At 62.6% G+C, this 19,098-nt stretch carries 19 protein-coding genes; 10 read left to right on the forward strand and 9 right to left on the reverse strand.

Annotation, left to right across the window (positions count from 1 at the left end; translation table 11 throughout):
• Positions 1 to 2: 2 nt before the first annotated feature.
• From HSR6_RS07080 to HSR6_RS07105, 6 genes are all read right to left on the reverse strand, one after another.
• Positions 3 to 668, reverse strand: a complete 666-nt coding sequence (locus HSR6_RS07080; RefSeq protein WP_070365208.1) for a 4Fe-4S dicluster domain-containing protein — start codon at positions 666 to 668, stop codon at positions 3 to 5.
• 2 nt (positions 669 to 670) lie between these two features.
• Positions 671 to 2,974 (reverse strand): molybdopterin-containing oxidoreductase family protein, encoded by a 2,304-nt coding sequence (locus tag HSR6_RS07085; protein WP_070365209.1) that lies wholly within the window; start codon positions 2,972 to 2,974, stop codon positions 671 to 673.
• 266 nt (positions 2,975 to 3,240) lie between these two features.
• The gene (gene extH, locus HSR6_RS07090; protein ID WP_071933218.1) at positions 3,241 to 4,515 is read right to left on the reverse strand and encodes a selenite/tellurite reduction operon rhodanese-like protein ExtH; all 1,275 of its coding nucleotides are present in this window, start codon (positions 4,513 to 4,515) and stop codon (positions 3,241 to 3,243) included.
• A gap of 103 nt (positions 4,516 to 4,618) precedes the next feature.
• Positions 4,619 to 5,254, reverse strand: coding sequence for a helix-turn-helix domain-containing protein (locus HSR6_RS07095; protein ID WP_071933219.1), 636 nt, complete (start codon positions 5,252 to 5,254; stop codon positions 4,619 to 4,621).
• 69 nt (positions 5,255 to 5,323) lie between these two features.
• Positions 5,324 to 5,965: a helix-turn-helix domain-containing protein gene (locus tag HSR6_RS07100; RefSeq protein WP_071933220.1), complete on the reverse strand. Its 642-nt coding sequence runs from the start codon at positions 5,963 to 5,965 to the stop codon at positions 5,324 to 5,326.
• A gap of 134 nt (positions 5,966 to 6,099) precedes the next feature.
• Positions 6,100 to 6,801, reverse strand: coding sequence for a TorD/DmsD family molecular chaperone (locus tag HSR6_RS07105; protein ID WP_070365213.1), 702 nt, complete (start codon positions 6,799 to 6,801; stop codon positions 6,100 to 6,102).
• Positions 6,802 to 6,931: 130 nt separating this feature from the next.
• On the opposite strand from HSR6_RS07105, the gene HSR6_RS07110 reads away from it, so the two are divergent.
• From HSR6_RS07110 to HSR6_RS07145, 8 genes are all read left to right on the forward strand, one after another.
• On the forward strand, positions 6,932 to 7,126 hold the full coding sequence (locus HSR6_RS07110; RefSeq protein ID WP_070365214.1) for a hypothetical protein: 195 nt from the start codon (positions 6,932 to 6,934) through the stop codon (positions 7,124 to 7,126).
• A gap of 161 nt (positions 7,127 to 7,287) precedes the next feature.
• Positions 7,288 to 8,853, forward strand: a complete 1,566-nt coding sequence (locus HSR6_RS07115; protein ID WP_070365215.1) for a FlaD/FlaE family flagellar protein — start codon at positions 7,288 to 7,290, stop codon at positions 8,851 to 8,853.
• Positions 8,837 to 9,301: a hypothetical protein gene (locus tag HSR6_RS07120; protein WP_071933221.1), complete on the forward strand. Its 465-nt coding sequence runs from the start codon at positions 8,837 to 8,839 to the stop codon at positions 9,299 to 9,301. Before HSR6_RS07115 ends, HSR6_RS07120 begins: the two co-directional genes overlap by 17 nt.
• Positions 9,301 to 9,753 (forward strand): flagellar protein G, encoded by a 453-nt coding sequence (locus HSR6_RS07125; protein WP_071933222.1) that lies wholly within the window; start codon positions 9,301 to 9,303, stop codon positions 9,751 to 9,753. The genes HSR6_RS07120 and HSR6_RS07125 overlap by 1 nt, the downstream gene beginning before the upstream one ends.
• Positions 9,750 to 10,514: an ATPase domain-containing protein gene (locus HSR6_RS07130; RefSeq protein ID WP_070365218.1), complete on the forward strand. Its 765-nt coding sequence runs from the start codon at positions 9,750 to 9,752 to the stop codon at positions 10,512 to 10,514. The genes HSR6_RS07125 and HSR6_RS07130 overlap by 4 nt, the downstream gene beginning before the upstream one ends.
• A gap of 1 nt (position 10,515) precedes the next feature.
• A complete protein-coding gene (locus HSR6_RS07135) occupies positions 10,516 to 12,339 on the forward strand; it encodes a type II/IV secretion system ATPase subunit (protein ID WP_070365219.1) in 1,824 nt (607 codons plus the stop codon).
• 1 nt (position 12,340) lies between these two features.
• Positions 12,341 to 14,065: an archaellar assembly protein FlaJ gene (flaJ, locus tag HSR6_RS07140; RefSeq protein ID WP_071933223.1), complete on the forward strand. Its 1,725-nt coding sequence runs from the start codon at positions 12,341 to 12,343 to the stop codon at positions 14,063 to 14,065.
• A 47-nt stretch (positions 14,066 to 14,112) separates the two neighbouring features.
• On the forward strand, positions 14,113 to 15,030 hold the full coding sequence (locus tag HSR6_RS07145) for a MinD/ParA family ATP-binding protein (protein WP_070365221.1): 918 nt from the start codon (positions 14,113 to 14,115) through the stop codon (positions 15,028 to 15,030).
• A gap of 1 nt (position 15,031) precedes the next feature.
• Here the strand turns inward: HSR6_RS07145 and HSR6_RS07150 are convergent, their stop codons facing one another.
• Positions 15,032 to 15,322 carry a DUF7521 family protein gene (locus tag HSR6_RS07150; RefSeq protein ID WP_232502973.1) on the reverse strand — a complete coding sequence of 97 codons (291 nt, stop codon included), beginning with the start codon at positions 15,320 to 15,322 and terminating at the stop codon, positions 15,032 to 15,034.
• A gap of 64 nt (positions 15,323 to 15,386) precedes the next feature.
• On the reverse strand, positions 15,387 to 15,728 hold the full coding sequence (locus HSR6_RS07155; RefSeq protein WP_070365222.1) for an ArsR/SmtB family transcription factor: 342 nt from the start codon (positions 15,726 to 15,728) through the stop codon (positions 15,387 to 15,389).
• Positions 15,729 to 15,856: 128 nt separating this feature from the next.
• Between HSR6_RS07155 and HSR6_RS07160 the strand changes: the two genes are divergently transcribed.
• Together HSR6_RS07160 and HSR6_RS07165 are read left to right on the forward strand one after the other, a co-directional pair.
• Positions 15,857 to 16,258: a chemotaxis protein CheW gene (locus tag HSR6_RS07160; protein ID WP_083426117.1), complete on the forward strand. Its 402-nt coding sequence runs from the start codon at positions 15,857 to 15,859 to the stop codon at positions 16,256 to 16,258.
• Between the two features lie 24 nt (positions 16,259 to 16,282).
• Positions 16,283 to 18,307: a glycine betaine ABC transporter substrate-binding protein gene (locus tag HSR6_RS07165; RefSeq protein ID WP_071933225.1), complete on the forward strand. Its 2,025-nt coding sequence runs from the start codon at positions 16,283 to 16,285 to the stop codon at positions 18,305 to 18,307.
• Here HSR6_RS07165 and HSR6_RS07170 read toward each other — a convergent pair whose 3' ends face one another.
• Positions 18,308 to 19,093: an MBL fold metallo-hydrolase gene (locus HSR6_RS07170; RefSeq protein WP_070365225.1), complete on the reverse strand. Its 786-nt coding sequence runs from the start codon at positions 19,091 to 19,093 to the stop codon at positions 18,308 to 18,310.
• Between the last annotated feature and the right edge of the window lie 5 nt (positions 19,094 to 19,098).

Genomic DNA, 19,098 nt, shown 5'->3' on the forward strand with positions numbered 1-19,098 from the left:
GCTTAGTCCCCTGCGTTGTACGGCGTGGTGACTTCCTTCGTGCCGTCGACGCGTCCGTCGACGGCCGAGGTGCTATCCTGGAGCGGTTCGACGATCACGCGACCGTTGGCCACCGCCCCAGACCGGAACCGTTCCGCGGCGGCCTGGGAGGCCTCTTCGATGATCTCCTTCTGCGGGCCGGCCTTGATGGCCTCGCCGACACAGTCCGAGACGCAATTGGGCTCGACCTGATCTTCGAGTTCGTGTTTAGGTGTGTCCTCGACGTCGGCCCCACTGCCGGGACCCTGGCCGAGACACATGTTGCACTTGGACATGAGCCCCTCGTCGCCGTAGGTCGGCGCGCCGAAGGGACAGGCCCAGCCACAGTACTTGCAGCCGATGCAGTCGTCCCGGTTGATCGTCACGATCCCGTCGCTCTCGCGTTTCTCGATGGCGTTGGTCGGACAAACTTTCTCACACGGGGCGTCGTGACAGTGCATGCAGGACATCGACAGCGGGACGTCCTCGACGTCGGGGTAGGTCCCCGTCTGGTGGTGAGTGACCGTTCGCCAGTCGTCGGTGTCCGAACCGCGGCCGTGGAACTGTTTGCAGGAGATCGAACAGGCGTGACAGCCGATACACCGGTTCGGGTCGAAGTAGAAGACCCAGTGTTCGCTTTCGACTGCCATCGTCAGTCACCCCCCTCGGGTTTGACGTCAACGGCGATGTGCCTGTCCACCTGTCCCGTGATCGGGTCCATCTGTTTGTCGTGAAGTGTCATCGTGTTCATGCCCTCTCCATCAGGCGTCGCCGAGGTCTCGCCGAAGCCATACTCGGCGGTGACAAAGCCGGGACGGGCGTTCTCGGTGACGTGTGCCATGAGTTCCCCGCTTCCGGTCTTTGACTCCACGGTCACCATGTCGCCGGTCTCGATGCCCCGTGCCTCGGCGTCCTCGGGATTGATGTGGAGATAGTTGCCCCGGTAGTCCTCCTCGTTGAGATCGTTGCGTTTCGCGAAGTGGTCCTGTAGGCGCTCCTGGGGCTGGTTGCTCCCGTGTGAGAAGAACACCGAGCGCACGTCGTAGAACTCAAGCGGGTACTCGTCGCTGGTCGAGTCCCCATAGGTTCCCGGCGGAATCCACTCGGGGGCCGTGCTCATGCCGGCTTCCTCCGCAGCCTGGGCGAAGCTTCCGACCTGATCGAGGTCGAAGCGGAAGACGAAGTTGTCGTTGTCCTTCCACTTCTCGTAGTCGTACTCCTCGACCAGTTCGTAGTTCTTCTCGCCACTCGAGAGTTCTTCGAGAGTGAGATCCAGCGTCGAAAGCTGGTCGTCGATGAAGTCCTCGTGAGAGTCCCACTGTTCGAAGATCCGCCAGTCGTCGTTGTCCGTCTTCTCGGCCATCGCCGACGCGATGCCAGTCAGGATGTCGAAGTCCGGCTTCGTGTTCCACTGCGGGTCGACGGCCGCTTTGCCGCCGGTGACCCACTTGTGGTTGGGATAGGCTGACCAGTTGCCGGTCCCGAGCGTGTCCTTCTCAAGAGACGTGGCTTCCGGAAGAACGACGTCCGCGTTTCGGGAGACGCCGTTCCAGTAGGCGTCGATCGAGATGACCAGTGCCATCTCCTCGATAGCCCGGACCCACTCCTCCGCGTTCCCGTCCTTCAACGGATCGTCGTGGTGAACCACGATGCCGTTGATGTGACCGTTATCGACCATCTCGGGAACGAGGTTATGGGCGATGTCCGTGATGTGACGGACCGGGTAGTCGGAGTATTCCTCGTACTTCGTAATCGCCGGCTCCTTGAACTGAGCCCGGTTCGTGTAGTCCATCTCACAGACTTCGCCGAACGAGGCAGTGCTTGCGTACTCCCAGAGGCGAAGCCCGCCCGGCCGGTCGATGTTGCCGACGAGGCCGTTGAGCGCCGTGATGTTCTGCGTGGCCTTCCAGCCGTTGCCCATCTGGGCCGTGCCCGTCCAGACCGAGATACCGGCCCGCGGGGCCGCCTCGGCGAAGCCACGAGCGACCTCGCGGATGTCCTCGGCGGGAATGCCCGTGATCTCCGCCGCGTCCTCCGGCGGCATGTCCGCGGCCGCTTCCTTGTAGGCGTCGAAGCCGTGGGTGTAATTCTCGACGAACTCCTGGTCGTACAGGTCCTCCTCGATGATGACGTTCGCCATCGCCAGCGCCAGCGCGCCGTCAGTCCGGGGCTCGATCGGCAGCCACTTGTCGGACTTCTCGGCGGTGATGGTGTGCTGGGGATCGATCGTGACCAGGGTCGCGCCCCGGTTCTCGATGGCCTCGAGTGTGCCCTTGGCCTCGAACTGTCCGGCAAAGGAGTTGAGCTGGTTGCGGCCCCAGGCGATGATGTAGTCGCTGTTCTGGTAGTCCGGGACGCGGTTGTTCGATCCCACGCCCATCATGCCGCCAGTGACGAAGGTCGGTCCCGCACAGACGTGGATCCCGCGGCTGATGCGTTCGGGTGTGCCGTAGAGTTCGCGCCACACCGTCGAGAAAATCGGCGTCTCGGCCCAGCTCGTCGCGTCGAGAAGCGTCTCCTCGCCATACTCATCAGCGAAGCTCACCAGCCGGTCGGCGGTGAACTCGAAGGCCTCCTCCCAGCTAACCTTCTGGAGCTCGCCGTTTTTCCGGATGTGGGGCTCCTTGATGCGTTTGGGGTCGTGGGTCTTGTCCTGCTGTCCCAGTCCCTTCGGACAGAGGGTTCCTTCGGTCCCCGGGCCGGCACTACCCCGTGGGTGACCATCGACACCGGTGATGTTCACGACCGACCCGTCGACGACGGTCACCTCCTGCCCGCAGTTGTGCGAGCACATCCAGCAGTTCCCGAAGGCTTTGGAGACATCCGCACCGCCCGAGTCGGTTCCATCGTCACTGGAGAGACAGCCACCGAGTGCGACGGCGCCGGCGGCAGCACTTCCAGCCTTCAAAAGCGTCCGGCGGGTCAGCCCGCTGGAACTCTGGGCCTGGTTACTCATCGATCGGCACCTCCACACCGCCCAGCCGTGGGCGGTTCCGAACTGTCGTCTTGTCCTCGGATCACCGTCGAATCCGATGTATATCTGCTCGGTAAGCGCATGGCTCTCTACATCTAGTAAAGGGGGGCCCCATCGAGATAGCCCACACTCGGGACCGGTTAAGGTTTTATAACGGCCGTGTGAACTCATCCCACGATATCGAGGGAGTGAGACACCGCTCGACGAACTCGAAAAATCGGAGAAAACACTGGGCCGTGTCGGTTCGCTTACGAGCCGCAGCCGAAGCCGCCGCTCGTGTCCCCGACGATGTACTCGATGGCGTCCTTCTTGACCTGGTTCGCCTCAAGTGTCGCCAGTTCGGTCAGCTCCGCGTTGAGATCCGGATCGATGTCGAGCTGACTCGTGTCCGTGATCTCGCCAACGGTCCGTTCGTTGATGTCGGTCCGCCACGCTTCGTTGGGAGTTGGGTCCTGCTCGCCGTTGTACTGGCTCCAACTGAAGGTCCAGGAGCCGTCGTACAGCGCGACGTTTTCGTTGCCGACGATCCCGTCCAGAGCGAAGAAGGCGATGGTGCCCTTGAACCCGCTGTGACACATCGTCACGATATCGCCGTTCGCCGCGTCGACACCCTCGTACCCGTTGACGTGCTCCTCGATCTCGGAAGCGGACTTCCACGGGTTCGCCGCGGTGAAGCTGTCGCCGTCGATGTAGGCTCCAGCCTGGTCGATATGGCTGCCGGCGATCTTCGCTTCGCCCTCGCCGTCTCCCTCACCACGCTGGTCGATGATCGACGGAGCCTCCTCGCCCGCGTTGATAGCATCGACGTCCTGAATCAGCTCGTTCAGGCCCTTGCGCCGGGTGTAGTTCGGCTCCTCGAAGGCCTCGACAGTGTAGTTCGAGTCGGGGGTTTCGACGTCCTCGAATACCAGGCCGAACTCGTCGTCGTAGGCACTCGAACCGCCCTGAAGGACTTTCACGCGCTCGCGGGGGAAGCCCCAGAACCGAAGTACCCAGTAGGCCCGTGCGCTGTACATCGGGTTGTCCCCGGACAGCACGATCGTCGTGTTCGGACCGACACCAGCGTTCTGGATGATCTGGTCGACGGTCTCCCCGTGCGGGACGAGCTTCTGTGTCTGGGCGAGCCCCTCGACACGGGTCGTGGCAAGTGTCGCCGATCCCTCGGCGTCGTTGCTGGCCAGTGGAACGGCGCCCGGAACGTGACCCGAATCGTAGTTACCGGCGTCGACACGGATGACTGAAACACGCGGATCGGCGTACACGTCGTCGCTGTTGACGAGCCCTGCGTCGACCCATTCTTTGAGCGTCGCCGGCTCGACCAGCGCGTTCTCGATTTCGCTTGGCGGTGTATAATCCGCCTCGGGCTCTTCAGTCGTAGGCTCTTCCGTGGTCGGTTCCGCCGTGGTCGGTTCCGGCGTGTCTGTCGGCGTGTCCTCACCATCACCGGCACAGCCGGCGATCGCGGCCATTCCTGCGGCACCGGAGATCTCGAGGAACCGTCGACGGTTGATGTTTCGCTCCATACACGTGAGTAGAGGAGTGCTTCAAGGATGACCGTGACTCGGGATCGGTTTAGGTTTTATAAGGGGTGCCCCACATTTCGTGGGAATCAGTCACACAGCCCGATCAGCAATCACAGTCGAGTTGTCGGAGGACGTTTGCCTCTGCACGCTGAAGCAGCTGGGAGAGCGCGGACGTGGAGACGCCCATTCGCTCCGCCAGGTGGTCCAGGGGGACTGACTCCCCGGAATCGTAATAGCCCGCTTCCTTCGCGTAGTGGAGCGCCCGTCGCTGTTTGTTCGTCAGCGAGGTGAGATCCACAATGTCGATCTCCGAGACCTCACCGTCGTCCGTCGGAACAATGGACTTGACCGAGACGTGATCGGAGATGGTACGGACCTCGTTGACGATCTCCGCGACCGTGTCCGTATCCGATGCGTAGGTCTCCATGACGAAGGAACCGTCGTCGATTCGTCTGTAGCGTGGCAGGCAGTCGTGTTTCGCGAAGATCTTGCCCGGACAGTGATCACAGAGGTCGTCAGTAAAAAATACCGTGCGAACCTGATCGTCCTCGTCGTCCTTGACCGTGGCGTCGACGTTACAGGTCTCTTCGTCCAGGCGCACGTCCACATCGAGAACCCGACCGGCCAGGTCGTCCAGGCTACACGGGCCGCCCCGTTCGATCTCGAGCACAATCCGCAGTTCGCGTTCCTCGCTTCGCGAGGAGCCCGCAGGCACGGCAGCGGACCGATGAACACCCATGATCGAAACTACGTTCGATTGGGCAAAAACAATGGCGAAATTCCCGCCCCGTGGGAACAGTCAGCCATGTCACTCCTCTTCGAAAAGCTGGGTCAACACGTGCCGTTCAGCTCGGGCGAGTCGCTGGGACAGCGCCGAGGTCGAGATGCCGATTTCCCCGGCCAACACTTCCAGTGACACCTCCTGTGAGAGCCCGTAGTACCCGCCCTTCACGGCCGCTTCCAGGGCCTCGTGCTGTTTGGCCGTCAACTGGGAGAGATCGATCTCCGCAGAGATCCCCGAAACGTCCTCGTTTCGCATGTCCACGATCCGAACAACCGTGACACGCTCGGAGACCGCACGGAGGTCGGCGACCACGTCCGAGAGATCGTGGTTCGTCGGGAGATGAGTCTGGACGACGAACTCGTCGTCGTTGCGTTCCAAAAAACGCGGCACGAGACCGTAGTCCGCGAAGATCGTCCCTGGGCAGTTCTGACACACCTCGCCGCTGTAGTTGATAACCTCGACACGGCACGGATCGACGCCGTCGTCCTCGGAGACAGTGACGTCGGCGTGACACTCCCCGTTCGGGAAGTGCAACTCCACGTCAGAAACCTGCCCCTCGAGTTGGTCCATGAAACAGGAGCCTTTCGGGACGATCTCGAAGACGACCTTGACGCCCCGCTCGCTCATGTGATTCCGCGTCGATTCGGTGGGTGTCTGCTGGGGCATACTAACTCCAAACTGGGCACTGCCGCGATGTGCTTCTGTGTTACTCATACTCGCCACAGTGCTTTATAATTGTGGACGGACCACCCACAACGCCGGCACCAAAACTGCCGACCCGCACAGGCCAGGATGGCGTCTTAGGGGTCGAACACGGCGTCAGCCTGCTCGGGTACGGTCGACCCGTCCACTCGATCGGCCATCTCCTCGACCGCCGCCTCCGTCGGAGAGGGGATGTCGAGTCGCGTCCGCAGGTCGGCCACTACCTCGCGGAGGGTTTCGATCGTCCAGTCGTAGAACGGCTCGTCAGTCCTGGCATCTTCGACGAGTTTGGCAAACGCCGGGAGCCAGTCCATGTGTTCATCGAGGAACGAGCGGTACTCCTCGACGGCACCGGCATCGAGCAGCAAGGCCCCGTATTCCAAAAGCAGGGCAACGTGATCGGCCGGGTACGCTGGCGGCGGCGACGCACCGAGGGCCTCGTATCGGTTCTCCATATCCGAGGCCGGGGGGCCACCGAGCAACCCGCCCGATCGATCGCCGTACCAGGGCTTGTACGGGGACTCGACTGGTGGCGCAAAGGGCTGTTCCATGGCCTCGAAAAGCGAGAGATAGGCGCGCTGGAGGGTGGCCCGATCCGCCGGGTGAGGTGGGGCCGGATCCGAAACGGAAAGGGACAGCACATCTACATGATCGACCAGCTCAGCCTCCAGCCGTCCCGCTCGAACCTCCTCGACGAATCCCTCCGTCGGCGCTTTCAGACACTCCGCAAAGAGTGTGTGCAACGACGCCCACCGGTCGGGATGATCCAGCGGGACGTCCTCGGTGGACGAGTGCGACATCGATCCATTATCGGGTGTCGCAATTCAACAGTCCACCGATTTTGGGTCAAAGCGAACGCCGATCGAACACCCAGTCGACAAAAATGGCACGGCGGGAACGGTTAAGTGCATTGGGAACAGTTGACAACCCATGGGTGACACGAAGCGGGGACGCGAGCGGAAGGGACAGAAGAAACGCGAGCAGCGGATCCGCCAGGAGATAGACGAAACGCTCGACGCTGCCGACGAACCGCCCGTGTCCGACGCCGAATCCCCGGACGTGACCGAGACCGATCTGGAGAACGTCTCAATTGTGACCACCGAGGACGAAGAAGAAGCCGCCTGAACCAACCCGATTTTCGGACACGTTTCGTGCGGACGCCACTCCAAAATGTACGAGTCACCACTGTGTCGGGCTGAATTCGGGCGATTCCGCCGGTTTATCGTTTATCAAATTCTATAGTTGGAGGCGAAGATTAATAACACTCTACGCGTGAACTGGGACCAATGGTACTCGTCGATCTCGGCCCGGTCCTTCCGGAGTTCCTCTCTTTGGGCCTCGTAGGCGTGGGCCTCGTGAGTTGGTTGGGCGATGACGGCGCCGACGACGTGGAGACAGAGGGCGAGGACGGCGAGTTCGGCGAGGACGAATCGGAGTTCGGGATGGACGAGGAGTTCGATGTCGACGGGTTCGACGACGACTTCGGCGGGATGGACGGGATGGACGAGGGGAACAATGCGAGTTCCTCCGAACTCGAGAATCGGATCGAGGACCTGGAAAGCGAGATCGCGAACGTCTCCTCGACGGCCAACACCGTCCGCAGCGAGAACGAACAGATCAGTGAGCAGGTCGACGATGTCGAGGAGAACGTCCGGAAACTGCTCGAGATCTACGAGATGGTGACCCGCGGGGTCAACCCCTTCGTCGACGACGTGAGCCCCGATGCGGGTATGGGCGGGTCCGGGGACTTCGGGCTGTTCGGCGACGATGAAGCGGAGTCGACCGCGGAGGAGGACGAGGACCTCGAATCGGACATCGCGGATGCCGAGGCCGAGGACTTCTTCGAGGACGATGCCTTCGACGACTTCGAGGACGAGAGTTTCGATGCAGGGGCGGAGACAGACGATGTGGACAGTTTCGATGCAGGGGCGGAGACGGACGATGTGGACAGTTTCGATGCAGGGGCGGAGACGGACGATGGGGACAGTTTCGATGACTTCGAGGCGGATACCTTCGACGAGGAGCTCGGCGCCGAAGAAACCGAGTTCGACGATTTCGACGACCTGGACGACGGGGAAGAGGAAGCAATGACCGAGGACGAGACCGACGACTCCGGCGGTGGCACGTCTTTCGAGGAACTGAAAGCCGAGTACGAATCGGGAGAGGCAGACTGGGCCGAAGAGACAGATCTCGAAGCTGAGGAGTCCGGCGAGGCGGAGGCGGAGACGGAGACAGCCGACCCGGCCGCTGACACGGCCGAGGACGAAACAGAAGAGGCGGACCTCTTTCAGCAGGACGACCTGGCCGCGGGCGAGGAGACTGTCGAGGTCGGCGCGGAAAGCGAGCCCGAATCCACACCACTCCCCAGCGAGCCCGCTTCGGCGGGTGACAACGACACGACGGCTCCCGCCGAATCAGTCACGGACCCACAGCCAGGCGACGATGACGGGGCCGACGAGGGGGACTTCCAGTTCGGGGCGGCGACCGCAGCTGACGCCGCCGACCAGCCACACCTCGTGGACCCGCCGAATGGCTACCTGGCCGATGTGCTCCTGCTGGAGTGGCTGGATTATCTGGTGAGCGAGTTCGACGCCCGGAACGCCATCCGGGCGATCAATCACTACGAACGAATCGGCTGGATCGGCGAGCCGATGCGCGATCACTGCATCGGGGTCCTCCAGGGAATCGCAGACGCGGAATACCCCTACCGGGACGAGTCGGGCCCCACGGATCTCACGATGGACGATCACCGCCGGAGCCTCAGATACATCGAGGACCTGGGGACCGGCCACTTGGATCGTGCCTTCGGCGACCGCATCTCCACACTCCAGGGGGATGGGATTCAGCGTTAGCGGCGGGACGGCGATCATCCTCATCGCCGCCGTCGCCAGCGCCGGCATGCTCTATACGACGGCGTACAACGGCTACGAGAGTGTGCAGGACGCAAACGAGATCGAATCGGCGAGTGACCTGGAGCGAGCGAACACCGAGGTCGAAATCGTGAACGTGACCCACGACACCAGCGTCTCCCCGGACGAGATCGCGGTGACAGTTCGAAACGAGGGGTCGAACAGCCTGTCTGTCACTGACACGGACCTCCTGCTAAACGGCACCTACCAGATCAACACGACTCGAACCGTCAGTACCGACGATGGCACACTCACCGCAGGCGCGGACGGGACCGATCTCTGGCAACCGCAGGAGGAACTGACGATCTCGGTCCGGGAGGACCACTCCGAACCGATCTCCGTGAAAATCGTGACCGGACCAGGGGTCACAGCCACGGAGGTCTACCCCTAATGGCGATCGTCTCCTCGGAGACGCTGATCCTGTTCATCGCGGCCGTGCTCGTGGCGGGAAGCGTCGCGGGGGCGATGACCGGCGGGGTGAGCCAGTTGAGCGAGGCACTCGAGGACCGAAGCCTCGATGTAAGCCAGGAGATCCGCACGGATATCGAGGTCATCAGCGATCCGGGGAGTGGCCAGATCTACGACGATGGGACCAACACCGTCACGCTCCTCCTCAAGAACACCGGCTCGAACACCCTCTCGACGGACCCGACCACGGTCGATACGGTGATCGACGGTCAGTACCGAACCGACCAATCGATCGAGATCCTCGATGCCACCCAGTGGGGGCCAGGGTCGGTCGCCCGTCTCACCGTCTCGAATGTCACCCTGGGAACGGACACCGACCACCGTGTCGTGCTGAACGTCAATGGCAACCGCGAACGCTTTGACTTCCGAACATGAGCCAACACCAACGCCTCTACTCGCTCGGCCTGGACGAACGCGATCGGCTCAACAACGAACTCGGCGGCGGGATTCCCCGTGGGAGCATCGTGCTCGTGGAGGGCGATTACGGGGCCGGCAAGAGCGCGTTGAGCCAGCGACTGGCCTACGGGCTCTGTGACCAAGATGTCTCCGTGACCCTGCTCTCGACTGAACTCACGGTCACGGGTTTCATCGACCAGATGCACTCCCTTTCCTATGGGGTCGAGGAACACCTGCTCGACGAACGGCTCCTCTTTCTCCACGCGGACGTGGACACCGGTGGCAACGCCCTCAGAGGCGGGGCCAAAGACGACACGAACCGGAAAAAGCTGCTCAAGCGGTTGATGGAGGCCGAAGGGATGTGGGAGGCCGAAGTGGTGATCATCGACACCTTCGACGCCATCCTCCGGAACGATCCGAACTTCGAAGCTCTGGTCCGCCAGAACGAGGAGCGACAGGCGGCCCTGGAGATCATCTCCTTCTTCCGGGATATCGTCACCCAGGGGAAGGTCATCGTCCTCACCGTCGACCCCTCGACGGTGGACGAGGAGGCGATCGGTCCCTTCCGATCGATCGCCGACGTGTTCCTGGAACTCCAGATGGCCGAGGTCGGCAACGACGTCCGGCGGTCGATCCAGGTGCGACGGTTTGCCGGGATGGGCGAACAGGTCGGCGACTCGATCGGGTTCTCGGTTCGGTCGGGGACCGGAATCGTCATCGAGAGCCGGAGCGTGGCTTGAAATGGCGGATCACGGCTCTCGCGAACTGGGACACGAGTTGCGAGAAGCCGCGGGGCGACACCCCCATCTCCGGGAGTACCTTCAGCGGTTCAAGCAGTTCACCGGCGAGTTCCCGGAGTACATCGAGGAGCCGAGTTCCGAATGGGAGGCCGAGAAGCCAAACGTCCTCTACAACGTCGGCGGCCCGATCTTCTGTCACATCTACGGTGACGTGGGAAAAGACACCAAGTATCACACCATCGAGCCGGAACTCTCCGGCCCCGAACAGGCCGTCTTCGACGACGTCCGGACTCGCATCCTCGAGAAGTCCGTCCAGCACCCCGCTCCCGAAGCCGAATCGGAGTACACCGACCGGATCGAGGAATTGCTGGAGAGCACGGTCCGAATCGGCGAGGCGGCCGGTGGTGGGCTCTTGACCCGGCTCAAGTCGGCCGCACCGGATCGGCTCACCCGGGACTCGCGCGGCCAGATCTCCCTCGACGTGGACGTCGAGGCGAACCTCCCGAGCGGGCTGGTCAGTAACGCGAAAGCCGCCGCCGGGCGGCCAGGACGGATCCTCCAGGAGACCGTCGAGAAGTCCCTCGGAATGGGTCGAATTCCGGTCTCGGAGACGACCTACGACACGATCCGCTATCGACTCAACCGCGACATCGTGGGGTTGGGACCGCTCGAACCCGTGATGCGGGACCCGTACAACGAGGACATCCACGTCATCGGGCCCCACCAGACCTACGTCGATCACGGAACCTACGGCCTGTTGCCGACGACCGTGGACTTCGGGGACCCGGCGGCGTTCGACAACTGGCTGCGGAACATCGGCGAGCGGATGGGCGATCCGGTCTCGGACTCGGACCCGATCGTGGACTCGACACTCCCGGATGGCTCCCGTATCAACATCATCTACTCCAGTGACGTGAGTCTCAAAGGCCCCTCGCTCACCATCCGTCAGGGCGACGAGGTCCCCCTCTCGGTCGGACAGATCACCAAGTGGGGCACGCTCTCCCCGGAACTGGCGGCCTATCTCTGGCTCTGTCTGGAGAACGAACAGACGGTCTTCGTGGTCGGGGAGACCGCCTCGGGCAAGACGACGACGCTGAACGCGATCACGGCCTTCATTCCCCGGGACTCGAAGATCTATACCGCCGAGGACACCGCGGAGGTCCTGCCACCACACGACACCTGGCAACAGCTCCTGACCCGGGAGGGCCAGGGCGAGAACAGCGCCGACGTGGACATGTTCGACCTGGTTGCGGCGGCGCTGCGGTCCCGCCCGGACTACATCATCGTGGGCGAGGTTCGTGGGGCCGAGGGTCGGATGGCCTTCCAGGCCGCCCAGACGGGCCACCCGGTCATGCTGACCTTCCACGCCAGCGACATCGTCTCGATGATCCAGCGGTTCACCGGGGAACCGATCAACGTCCCGGAGACGTTCATGGACAACGCCGACGTGGCCCTGTTCCAGAACCGGGTGAAACAGGGCGACGACGTGCTTCGCCGGGTCACCAGCGTCCAGGAGATCGAGGGCTACTCGAAGGAGATGGGCGGGGTCGTCACCCGCCAGGCCTTCTACTGGGACCCCGTCGAGGACGAGATCGTCTTCCAGGGGCGAAACAACTCGTATGTCCTCGAAGAACAGATCGCGACGCTTTTGGGATACGAGGACACCCGCGAAATCTACGACGAGATGGACTTCCGCACCGAAATCATCGAACGCATCATCCAGGAGGACCTGATCGGCTATCACGACTTCAACGACGTCGTCGCCGCGTTCCAGCGGGACGGCGTCGAGGGCCTCCCCTTCACGATGGCCCGACGGGACCTCTGAGATGGCGACCGAATCCGAGGAGGGCGTTTCGTTCGAGCTCTCCACCCTGCTCGTGTCCATCAGGGACGCCTACCGCCAGATGGAGATCCCCGTCTCCCGCTATGTCGGGGGTATTCTGCTCCCCGGGGTCCTCTTTTTCCTGGTCACGATCGTGGCTGCAATCGGTTTGGACATGCCCCTTTTCGTCCGGCTCCCGATGCCGGCACTGGGGCTTTTGATCGTCGTGGCGGCCTTTATTTACCCCAAACTCCGACTGGACCAGCGTCGAAAGCGGATGGAAGAAGTCTTTCATCTGTACGTGACCCACATGACGGTGCTCTCGACGACGAACATCGATCGGGTGGAAGTCTTCCGGCGGATCGCCGCCACGGACGACTACGGCCCGCTCTCCGAGGAGACCCGCCGGATCGTTCAACTTGTCGACACCTGGAATCAGAGTCTAGACGACGCCTGTCGGATGCGGGCGAAGAAAGTCCCCAGCGACGCGGTCTCGGATTTCTTCGATCGGCTCTCCTACACGATCAACGCCGGGGAGAGCCTCTCGAACTACCTGGTGAGCGAGCAGTCGGCGATCATCCAGAACTACACGACCATCTACGAGGGGCAACTGGAGAACCTGGAAGTGATGAAAGATCTGTACCTCTCGATGATCCTCTCGGTCACCTTTGCGCTGGTCTTTGGCACCGTGCTGCCGATCATCTCCGGGACCGATCCCACGATCACGGTCACGGCCGTCGTCGTGATGTACTCGTTCATCCAACTGGGCTTTCTCTACGCGATCTACACCGTCTCCCCGACAGACCCGGTCTGGTACGTGCCCGAGCAGCACACGACAGCCACGGAACGACGTATGCAACGGGCGGTCCTGGTGGGTGGGTCGCTGTCCATCCTTGCGATCGCTGCCACGCTCGTGGTGATGCTCGGGGCGACCGGAATCGACCCAGACACCGTGCCGCTGCCGATCTACGCCGCCTTCCCGACGACACCGCTGCTGATACCGGGGCTGGTCGCCCGCCAGGAGGAAGGAGACATCAAAGATCGAGACAGCGAGTACGTGAGTTTCATTCGCGCGCTCGGGTCGAGCGAAACCGCCCAGCAGACCACCACGACGGCGGTTTTGGAGGGGCTTCGCGAGAAGGACTTCGGTCCCTTGACCGAGAACGTTACCGACCTCTACACGCGCCTGAAGATGCGGCTCTCGCCCGAGGAAGCCTGGCGGTTTTTCACCGCCGACGCCCACTCCTATCTCATCCAGAAGTTCAGCGAGATGTACCTCATCGGGCGACAGATGGGTGGCGATCCCAAACATCTCGGAGAGCTCATTAGCGAGAACATGAACGAGGTGCTCCAGTTGAGAGAGCGCCGAAGCCAGTCGACGATGACCCTGATCGGCGTCCTCTATGGGATCTCCGCCGCCGCCACGTTTGCCTTCTTCATCGGGCTGGGGATCGTCGAACAGCTTTCGGGCCTGTCGGCCGGGCTCGCCTCGACGGGGAGTTTCGACTTCAACTCGCTCATCCACACGGAAGTGTACAACGTCGGTCTGATCGAATTCCTGCTCACCGTGACCGTCCTGATCAACGCCCTCATCTCCGCACTCATGGTCCGGGTCGTCGACGGGGGCCACACGGTGAACAGCTACCTGCACTTCGTCGCGCTCACCTGGCTGGGAGCCATCATCGGGTCCGGGACGCTGGAACTCGTTGGCACCCTGTTGGGGATCTGATCGCAGCAGGCACACTTATGTATAAAACACAGAAAACACTGGACAGCATGCCGGACGCGGACGCTGATGGCTACGCCCTGGCGATCGCCTCCGGGAAGGGTGGCGTCGGCAAGACGACGACCGCGGTGAATCTCGGTGCGGCCCTGGCCGGAGACTACCGTGTCGCGGTCGTCGACGTCGACCTCGGGATGGCGAATCTGGGCGCGATGGTCGGACTCACCCAGCCCGAGGCGACGGTTCATGACGTCCTCGCCGAGCGAGCACCGCTCTCAGCCGCACTGCACGAGGCCCGCGGGCTCACGGTCGTTCCTGGGGCGACCGACCTGCGCGAGTACGCCGACGCCGGCACGGAGTCACTCGAAGCGGTTATCGCCCAACTCAAATCGAGGTTCGACGTGGTCGTCCTCGACGCCGGAGCCGGGTTGAGCGACGACGTCGCCGCCGCACTCGACGTGGCAGATGGCGTCCTTTTAGTCACGACGGCAGAGCTACACGCCCTGACAGACGCGTCCAAGACCGGCGAACTCGTCGAGCGGCTGGAAGTGCCTGTCGTCGGAGCTGTCCTCACTGGGACTGGCTCCGGGTCCTTCGACGACGTGGAGGGACTCGCGACGGCCCTCGGAACCACCGGCTCGGTGACGGTCAGCGTCCCGGCCGACAGGGAAGTTCAAAAGAGCATTCGAACGGGCGTTCCGGTCGTCTTCGAGAACGAATCCACGCCGGCAGCCGTCGCCTACAGACGGCTCGCCGCATCGCTCGCGGAGACACTCGAATTCGGCGAGGACTCACCGGCGGATCCGGATGGATTCGAGTGGGTCGATCCGGAAAGCGGGGCGGAGATCGACGAGGACCCCGGTCCGGTCATGGAGGTCCCCCTCGAGACGCTCATCGACGAGGCCGGACTCGAAAACGAAGCGGATCGAACCCAGCTTCTCGGTCGGGTTCGGTCCTGGTTCGAGCGATGAGCTAGTTTCGCGAGACGATGCTGTACATGACGAAGAGAAACCCAACGGTCGTGATGGCGTAGTTGACCGTCAGGAGACCGACCACCTGTGAGTAATCGCCGAGGAACGTGCTGATTGTCGTCCCGAGCGCGGCCGCGACGATCAGGACGAACCCGATCGACAGGTGGAGCATCGCGGCCTGTCGGACGTCGGCGTAGGCCTGAATGGCGAGCGCGACAACCGAGAGACCAGCGAGGGCGAGCGTGCCGCTGAAGGCTGCAAAGAGGGCCTCGATAAGTGTTATGGGGGCCACGGTACACGCAGAAATCCCTGCAACTGGCACTTAAAATTTGCCCACCGATTACAACATTCAATAATCAGGCCTGGTCCCGTAAATCCGACCATACGTCGACGAGGTTGTTCTTGGCCTCCGTCCGACGGGTCAGGTCCAGTTCGCAGTCGCCGTTGCCGAAGGTGACCGAAATCTCGTCGATTTTGCGGCGATAGACTTTGGTCCGGCGGCCCTCATCCGAGAACTCCTGGCCCTCGAGGGCCAGCAAGTCGTGGTCCTGCAGCTCCTCGATTCGGCGATAGGAGGTGGCAATCGGAATATCCAGTTCCTCCGAGAGGTCCTGTGCGGACTTCGGCTTGTGGGTTGCCCGAAGTATCTGGGCATTGTACTTGTTTCCAAGGACACGCAACACCGCCTCCGGATCCATCACTTGACGACAAATCATGGGGGTGGCAAAAGAGTACCGGCGTTATTCCGTGGGAAAATGTGCTGACAGTTACCAGTTAACGGGCCAAGCCCCAATCCTTATTCGGTTCCGGTATGAGCAGATTGATAATGAGTAACGAAGATACAAGTGTCCTCGAATTTTCGCTGGGAGACGACCGATATTGCATCGACATCACACAGGTCGAAGAAATCGTCGACGCCGACGAGGAGATCACGGCCGTTCCGAACGCGGCTCCGGAAGTCGAAGGCGTCGTGGATCTCCGCGGGGAGACGACCACAATCATCGATCCCACGGTCGCCCTGGATGTAGACACGACAACCAGCGGCCAGCGGATCGTCGTCCTGGCAGACGAAGACGGGACCGGCCTGCTCATCGACGACGTTCACCAGGTGTTGTCGGTCACGTCGGCAGCCGTCGACGAGTCGACCAGTTCGGCGACCACACGCGGGGTCATCAGAGTGGATGATCGGTTCGTGGTCTGGGTCGAGCCGTCGGCGCTACTCGGGTAAAAGACACTCATGAACGCGACATCAATGACAGACACCGACCGGGAGGAGTCCAGGGACGACCGACGCGAAGCAATCGGCGAGATCCAGTCCGTACTTCGGGCCATGGCCGAGGGGGACTTCACGGCCAGACCGGCCGTCTCGCCGGACGACCCTGAACTCGCCGAAGCGGTATCGCTGCTGGATACGGTCGCCGAATCGCTCGAACACACCTTCGCGACCGTCGACCGCTTCGCCGGGGATGTCACCGACACGAGCCAGGAAGCGACCCGCGGCATCGAGGACGTCCGCCAGGAGAGCCAGGTCGTCCGCCAATCGACCGAGGCGATCAGCGAGGCGACCGACGAGCAGGAGGACAACGTCGAGGCCGTCTCCGCGGAGATGGCAAACGTTTCGGCGACCATCGAGGAAGTCACGGCCACTGCCGACGACGTGGCCGATCAGTCCGAACGGATGGCCGAACGGGGAGAGAAAGGCGGGAAAGCGGCGGAACGAGCCGTTGCGGAACTCGATCAGATCGAAACAGGCGTCTCCGGGGCTCGCGAGACTGCAGAGCATCTCACCGACCAGACCGCCGAAATAGACGAGGTCGTCGAGTTCATCGCTGACATCGCCGATCAGACCAACCTGCTCGCGTTGAACGCCTCCATCGAGGCTGCCCGGGCGGGCGAGGCCGGGGACGGGTTTGCCGTCGTCGCCGAGGAGATCAAGTCCCTCGCGGAGGAGACCCAGGAGGCGACCGACGAGATCGGGAGCCTGCTGACCGACGTGCACAGTCACGCCGAGGACACCGCGGCCGAACTCGACGCGACGGCCGAGAACGTCTCCAGCGGAATCGAGACTGTCGAGGGGGCCCTCCAATCACTGGAGCAAATCGCCGACCAGGCCACCGAGACCAACGTCGGGGTTCAGGAGATCAACGACGCGACCGCCGAGCAGGCAGAAGCGGCCCAGCAGGTCTCACAGATGGCCGACGAACTGTATGACCTGGCCCAGCAGACGACCGAGGAGACAGACAGCGTCGTCCAATCGATGGAGTCCCAGGAGGGCGAGTTCGCCGCGATCGGTCACGACGTGAAGACACTCTCCGCACAGGCCACCGTCCTCGAGGAGCAACTCGGGGAGTACGACTACCGAAACGTCCAGGGTGTCACCACCCTCGACTCGGAGACTCGCGAGAGTGTCGGAGCAGCCGAATCCACCCCGATCGTCATCGGCTCCAAGCCCTTCACCGCGAACAAGATCCTCGCCTATCTCGCCTACGAACTTCTCGAAGCCGAAACCGACCTCTCACCGGTCGATCAGGTGGGGACCGGAGTCACCGAGGAGAACTTCCGACAGCTACGGAACGGCGATCTGGACCTCTACTGGGAGTACACCGGTACGATCTACGGGGAGTTCCTCGACCGAACCGAGTCCATCACGGACACTCACAAACTCTACGAGGCGGCCAAGCAGGGAATCGAGTCGACATACAAGCTAACCTACGGCGAACGAGCCACCCATAACAACACCTACGGCATCCTCGCTCCCCGGGTCTGGTGTGAGGAGACGGGTGTCCACTCCCTGGACGACCTGGCGACCTACGCTAACGAGCACGACGGCGAAGTCACCGCCGTGGTCGGGCCGGACTTCCGGGACCGGGACGACGGCTGGCGCGGCCTGCTTGAGACCCACGGTTTCGAGCCCGACGTCCAGGATGCAGTCTGGGAGCGAACGGCAACGATCGACGCCTCGGAGGAGCGCTACGAGATGATCGGCCGGTCGACGGTCGATGTGACCATGGGGCTGACCGTCGACGCCCTCATCGACATCCACGACCTGGAGGAACTCGACGATCGGCGACAGTTCTTCCCGATCTACAACCCGGCACCGCTGGTTCGAAACGACCTGGTCCAGGCCCACCCCGAGGTCATGGACGTTCTCAACCGGATCGGCCCCACCTTCGAGGACGTCTCGGAGATCCGTCGGCTGGTCAGACAGGTCGACATCGGGAAGCGCCACCCCCGCGTGGTGGCCCACGAGTACCTCGAAACGGCAGGGCTGCTCTGATCAGACCTCGATCGTGGACCCGACACCCACGTACTCGTAGGCCTCGGGGAACCGCTCGGCGAAGATCCGCTCGCCCACGTGACCGGTGCAGTGAGAGGGCGCGAACAGATCGAGTCGGTTGCCGATCCAGTCGGCGATTTCCTGGATCTCCGCGGGGCTCGATCCGACCAGGTGTGTCCCGCCGATGACAGCCCGAACTTGCTCGCCCGTCACTGCTTCTGCGTGTTCGATCGTGTTTCGCAATCCCGCGTGACAGCAGCCACAGACGAGGGCAATTCCGTTCGCCGTCTCCACCGCCAGTGACTGGTCGTCCGCGATCTGATCGGCCTCTCGGGAGCCGTCCGAACGAACCGTCGTCCCGAGCGGATTGTCGGGATGGGGTCGAGGGATTTCCCCGAGAGCGTGAATTCCGTCGGCGACTTCGATCGGCCCGTCGTGGGTGTGGATTTCGACGTCGGCCGCCAGTCGTTCCCGCCGATACGGGAGCCCGATGTACGTCCCGTCCTGGAACTTCGGATCGAACGCATCGGGATGGGCGTACACGGTTTCGGCGCCGTCGAGAAACGCGGGCAAGCCGCCAGTGTGATCGTAGTGCCCGTGGCTCAATACGATCTGCTCGTAGCTCGGCTCCAGTCCGAGCCGGCGGGCGTTCTCGACGGCTTCGCCGGTCTGCCCCGTGTCGAAGAGGACATCCCCAACGACCGCTGCAAAGCCGTGTTCGGCCCGCAAGCCCATCGGTCGGGTCCCGGCAACGCGGTCGTCCATCACGATTTGAATCGTGGTCATCGTGT

The sequence above is a fragment of the Halodesulfurarchaeum formicicum genome (assembly GCF_001886955.1).
GTDB lineage: Archaea > Halobacteriota > Halobacteria > Halobacteriales > Halobacteriaceae > Halodesulfurarchaeum > Halodesulfurarchaeum formicicum.

Coding starts and splice junctions, on each gene's coding strand:
- HSR6_RS07080 (WP_070365208.1), bottom strand. CDS start 668: ATGGCAGTCGAAAGCGAACACTGGGTCTTCTACTTCGACCCGAACCGG.
- HSR6_RS07085 (WP_070365209.1), bottom strand. CDS start 2,974: ATGAGTAACCAGGCCCAGAGTTCCAGCGGGCTGACCCGCCGGACGCTT.
- extH (WP_071933218.1), bottom strand. CDS start 4,515: ATGGAGCGAAACATCAACCGTCGACGGTTCCTCGAGATCTCCGGTGCC.
- HSR6_RS07095 (WP_071933219.1), bottom strand. CDS start 5,254: ATGGGTGTTCATCGGTCCGCTGCCGTGCCTGCGGGCTCCTCGCGAAGC.
- HSR6_RS07100 (WP_071933220.1), bottom strand. CDS start 5,965: ATGCCCCAGCAGACACCCACCGAATCGACGCGGAATCACATGAGCGAG.
- HSR6_RS07105 (WP_070365213.1), bottom strand. CDS start 6,801: ATGTCGCACTCGTCCACCGAGGACGTCCCGCTGGATCATCCCGACCGG.
- HSR6_RS07110 (WP_070365214.1), top strand. CDS start 6,932: ATGGGTGACACGAAGCGGGGACGCGAGCGGAAGGGACAGAAGAAACGC.
- HSR6_RS07115 (WP_070365215.1), top strand. CDS start 7,288: ATGGTACTCGTCGATCTCGGCCCGGTCCTTCCGGAGTTCCTCTCTTTG.
- HSR6_RS07120 (WP_071933221.1), top strand. CDS start 8,837: ATGGGATTCAGCGTTAGCGGCGGGACGGCGATCATCCTCATCGCCGCC.
- HSR6_RS07125 (WP_071933222.1), top strand. CDS start 9,301: ATGGCGATCGTCTCCTCGGAGACGCTGATCCTGTTCATCGCGGCCGTG.
- HSR6_RS07130 (WP_070365218.1), top strand. CDS start 9,750: ATGAGCCAACACCAACGCCTCTACTCGCTCGGCCTGGACGAACGCGAT.
- HSR6_RS07135 (WP_070365219.1), top strand. CDS start 10,516: ATGGCGGATCACGGCTCTCGCGAACTGGGACACGAGTTGCGAGAAGCC.
- flaJ (WP_071933223.1), top strand. CDS start 12,341: ATGGCGACCGAATCCGAGGAGGGCGTTTCGTTCGAGCTCTCCACCCTG.
- HSR6_RS07145 (WP_070365221.1), top strand. CDS start 14,113: ATGCCGGACGCGGACGCTGATGGCTACGCCCTGGCGATCGCCTCCGGG.
- HSR6_RS07155 (WP_070365222.1), bottom strand. CDS start 15,728: ATGGATCCGGAGGCGGTGTTGCGTGTCCTTGGAAACAAGTACAATGCC.
- HSR6_RS07160 (WP_083426117.1), top strand. CDS start 15,857: ATGAGTAACGAAGATACAAGTGTCCTCGAATTTTCGCTGGGAGACGAC.
- HSR6_RS07165 (WP_071933225.1), top strand. CDS start 16,283: ATGACAGACACCGACCGGGAGGAGTCCAGGGACGACCGACGCGAAGCA.
- HSR6_RS07170 (WP_070365225.1), bottom strand. CDS start 19,093: ATGACCACGATTCAAATCGTGATGGACGACCGCGTTGCCGGGACCCGA.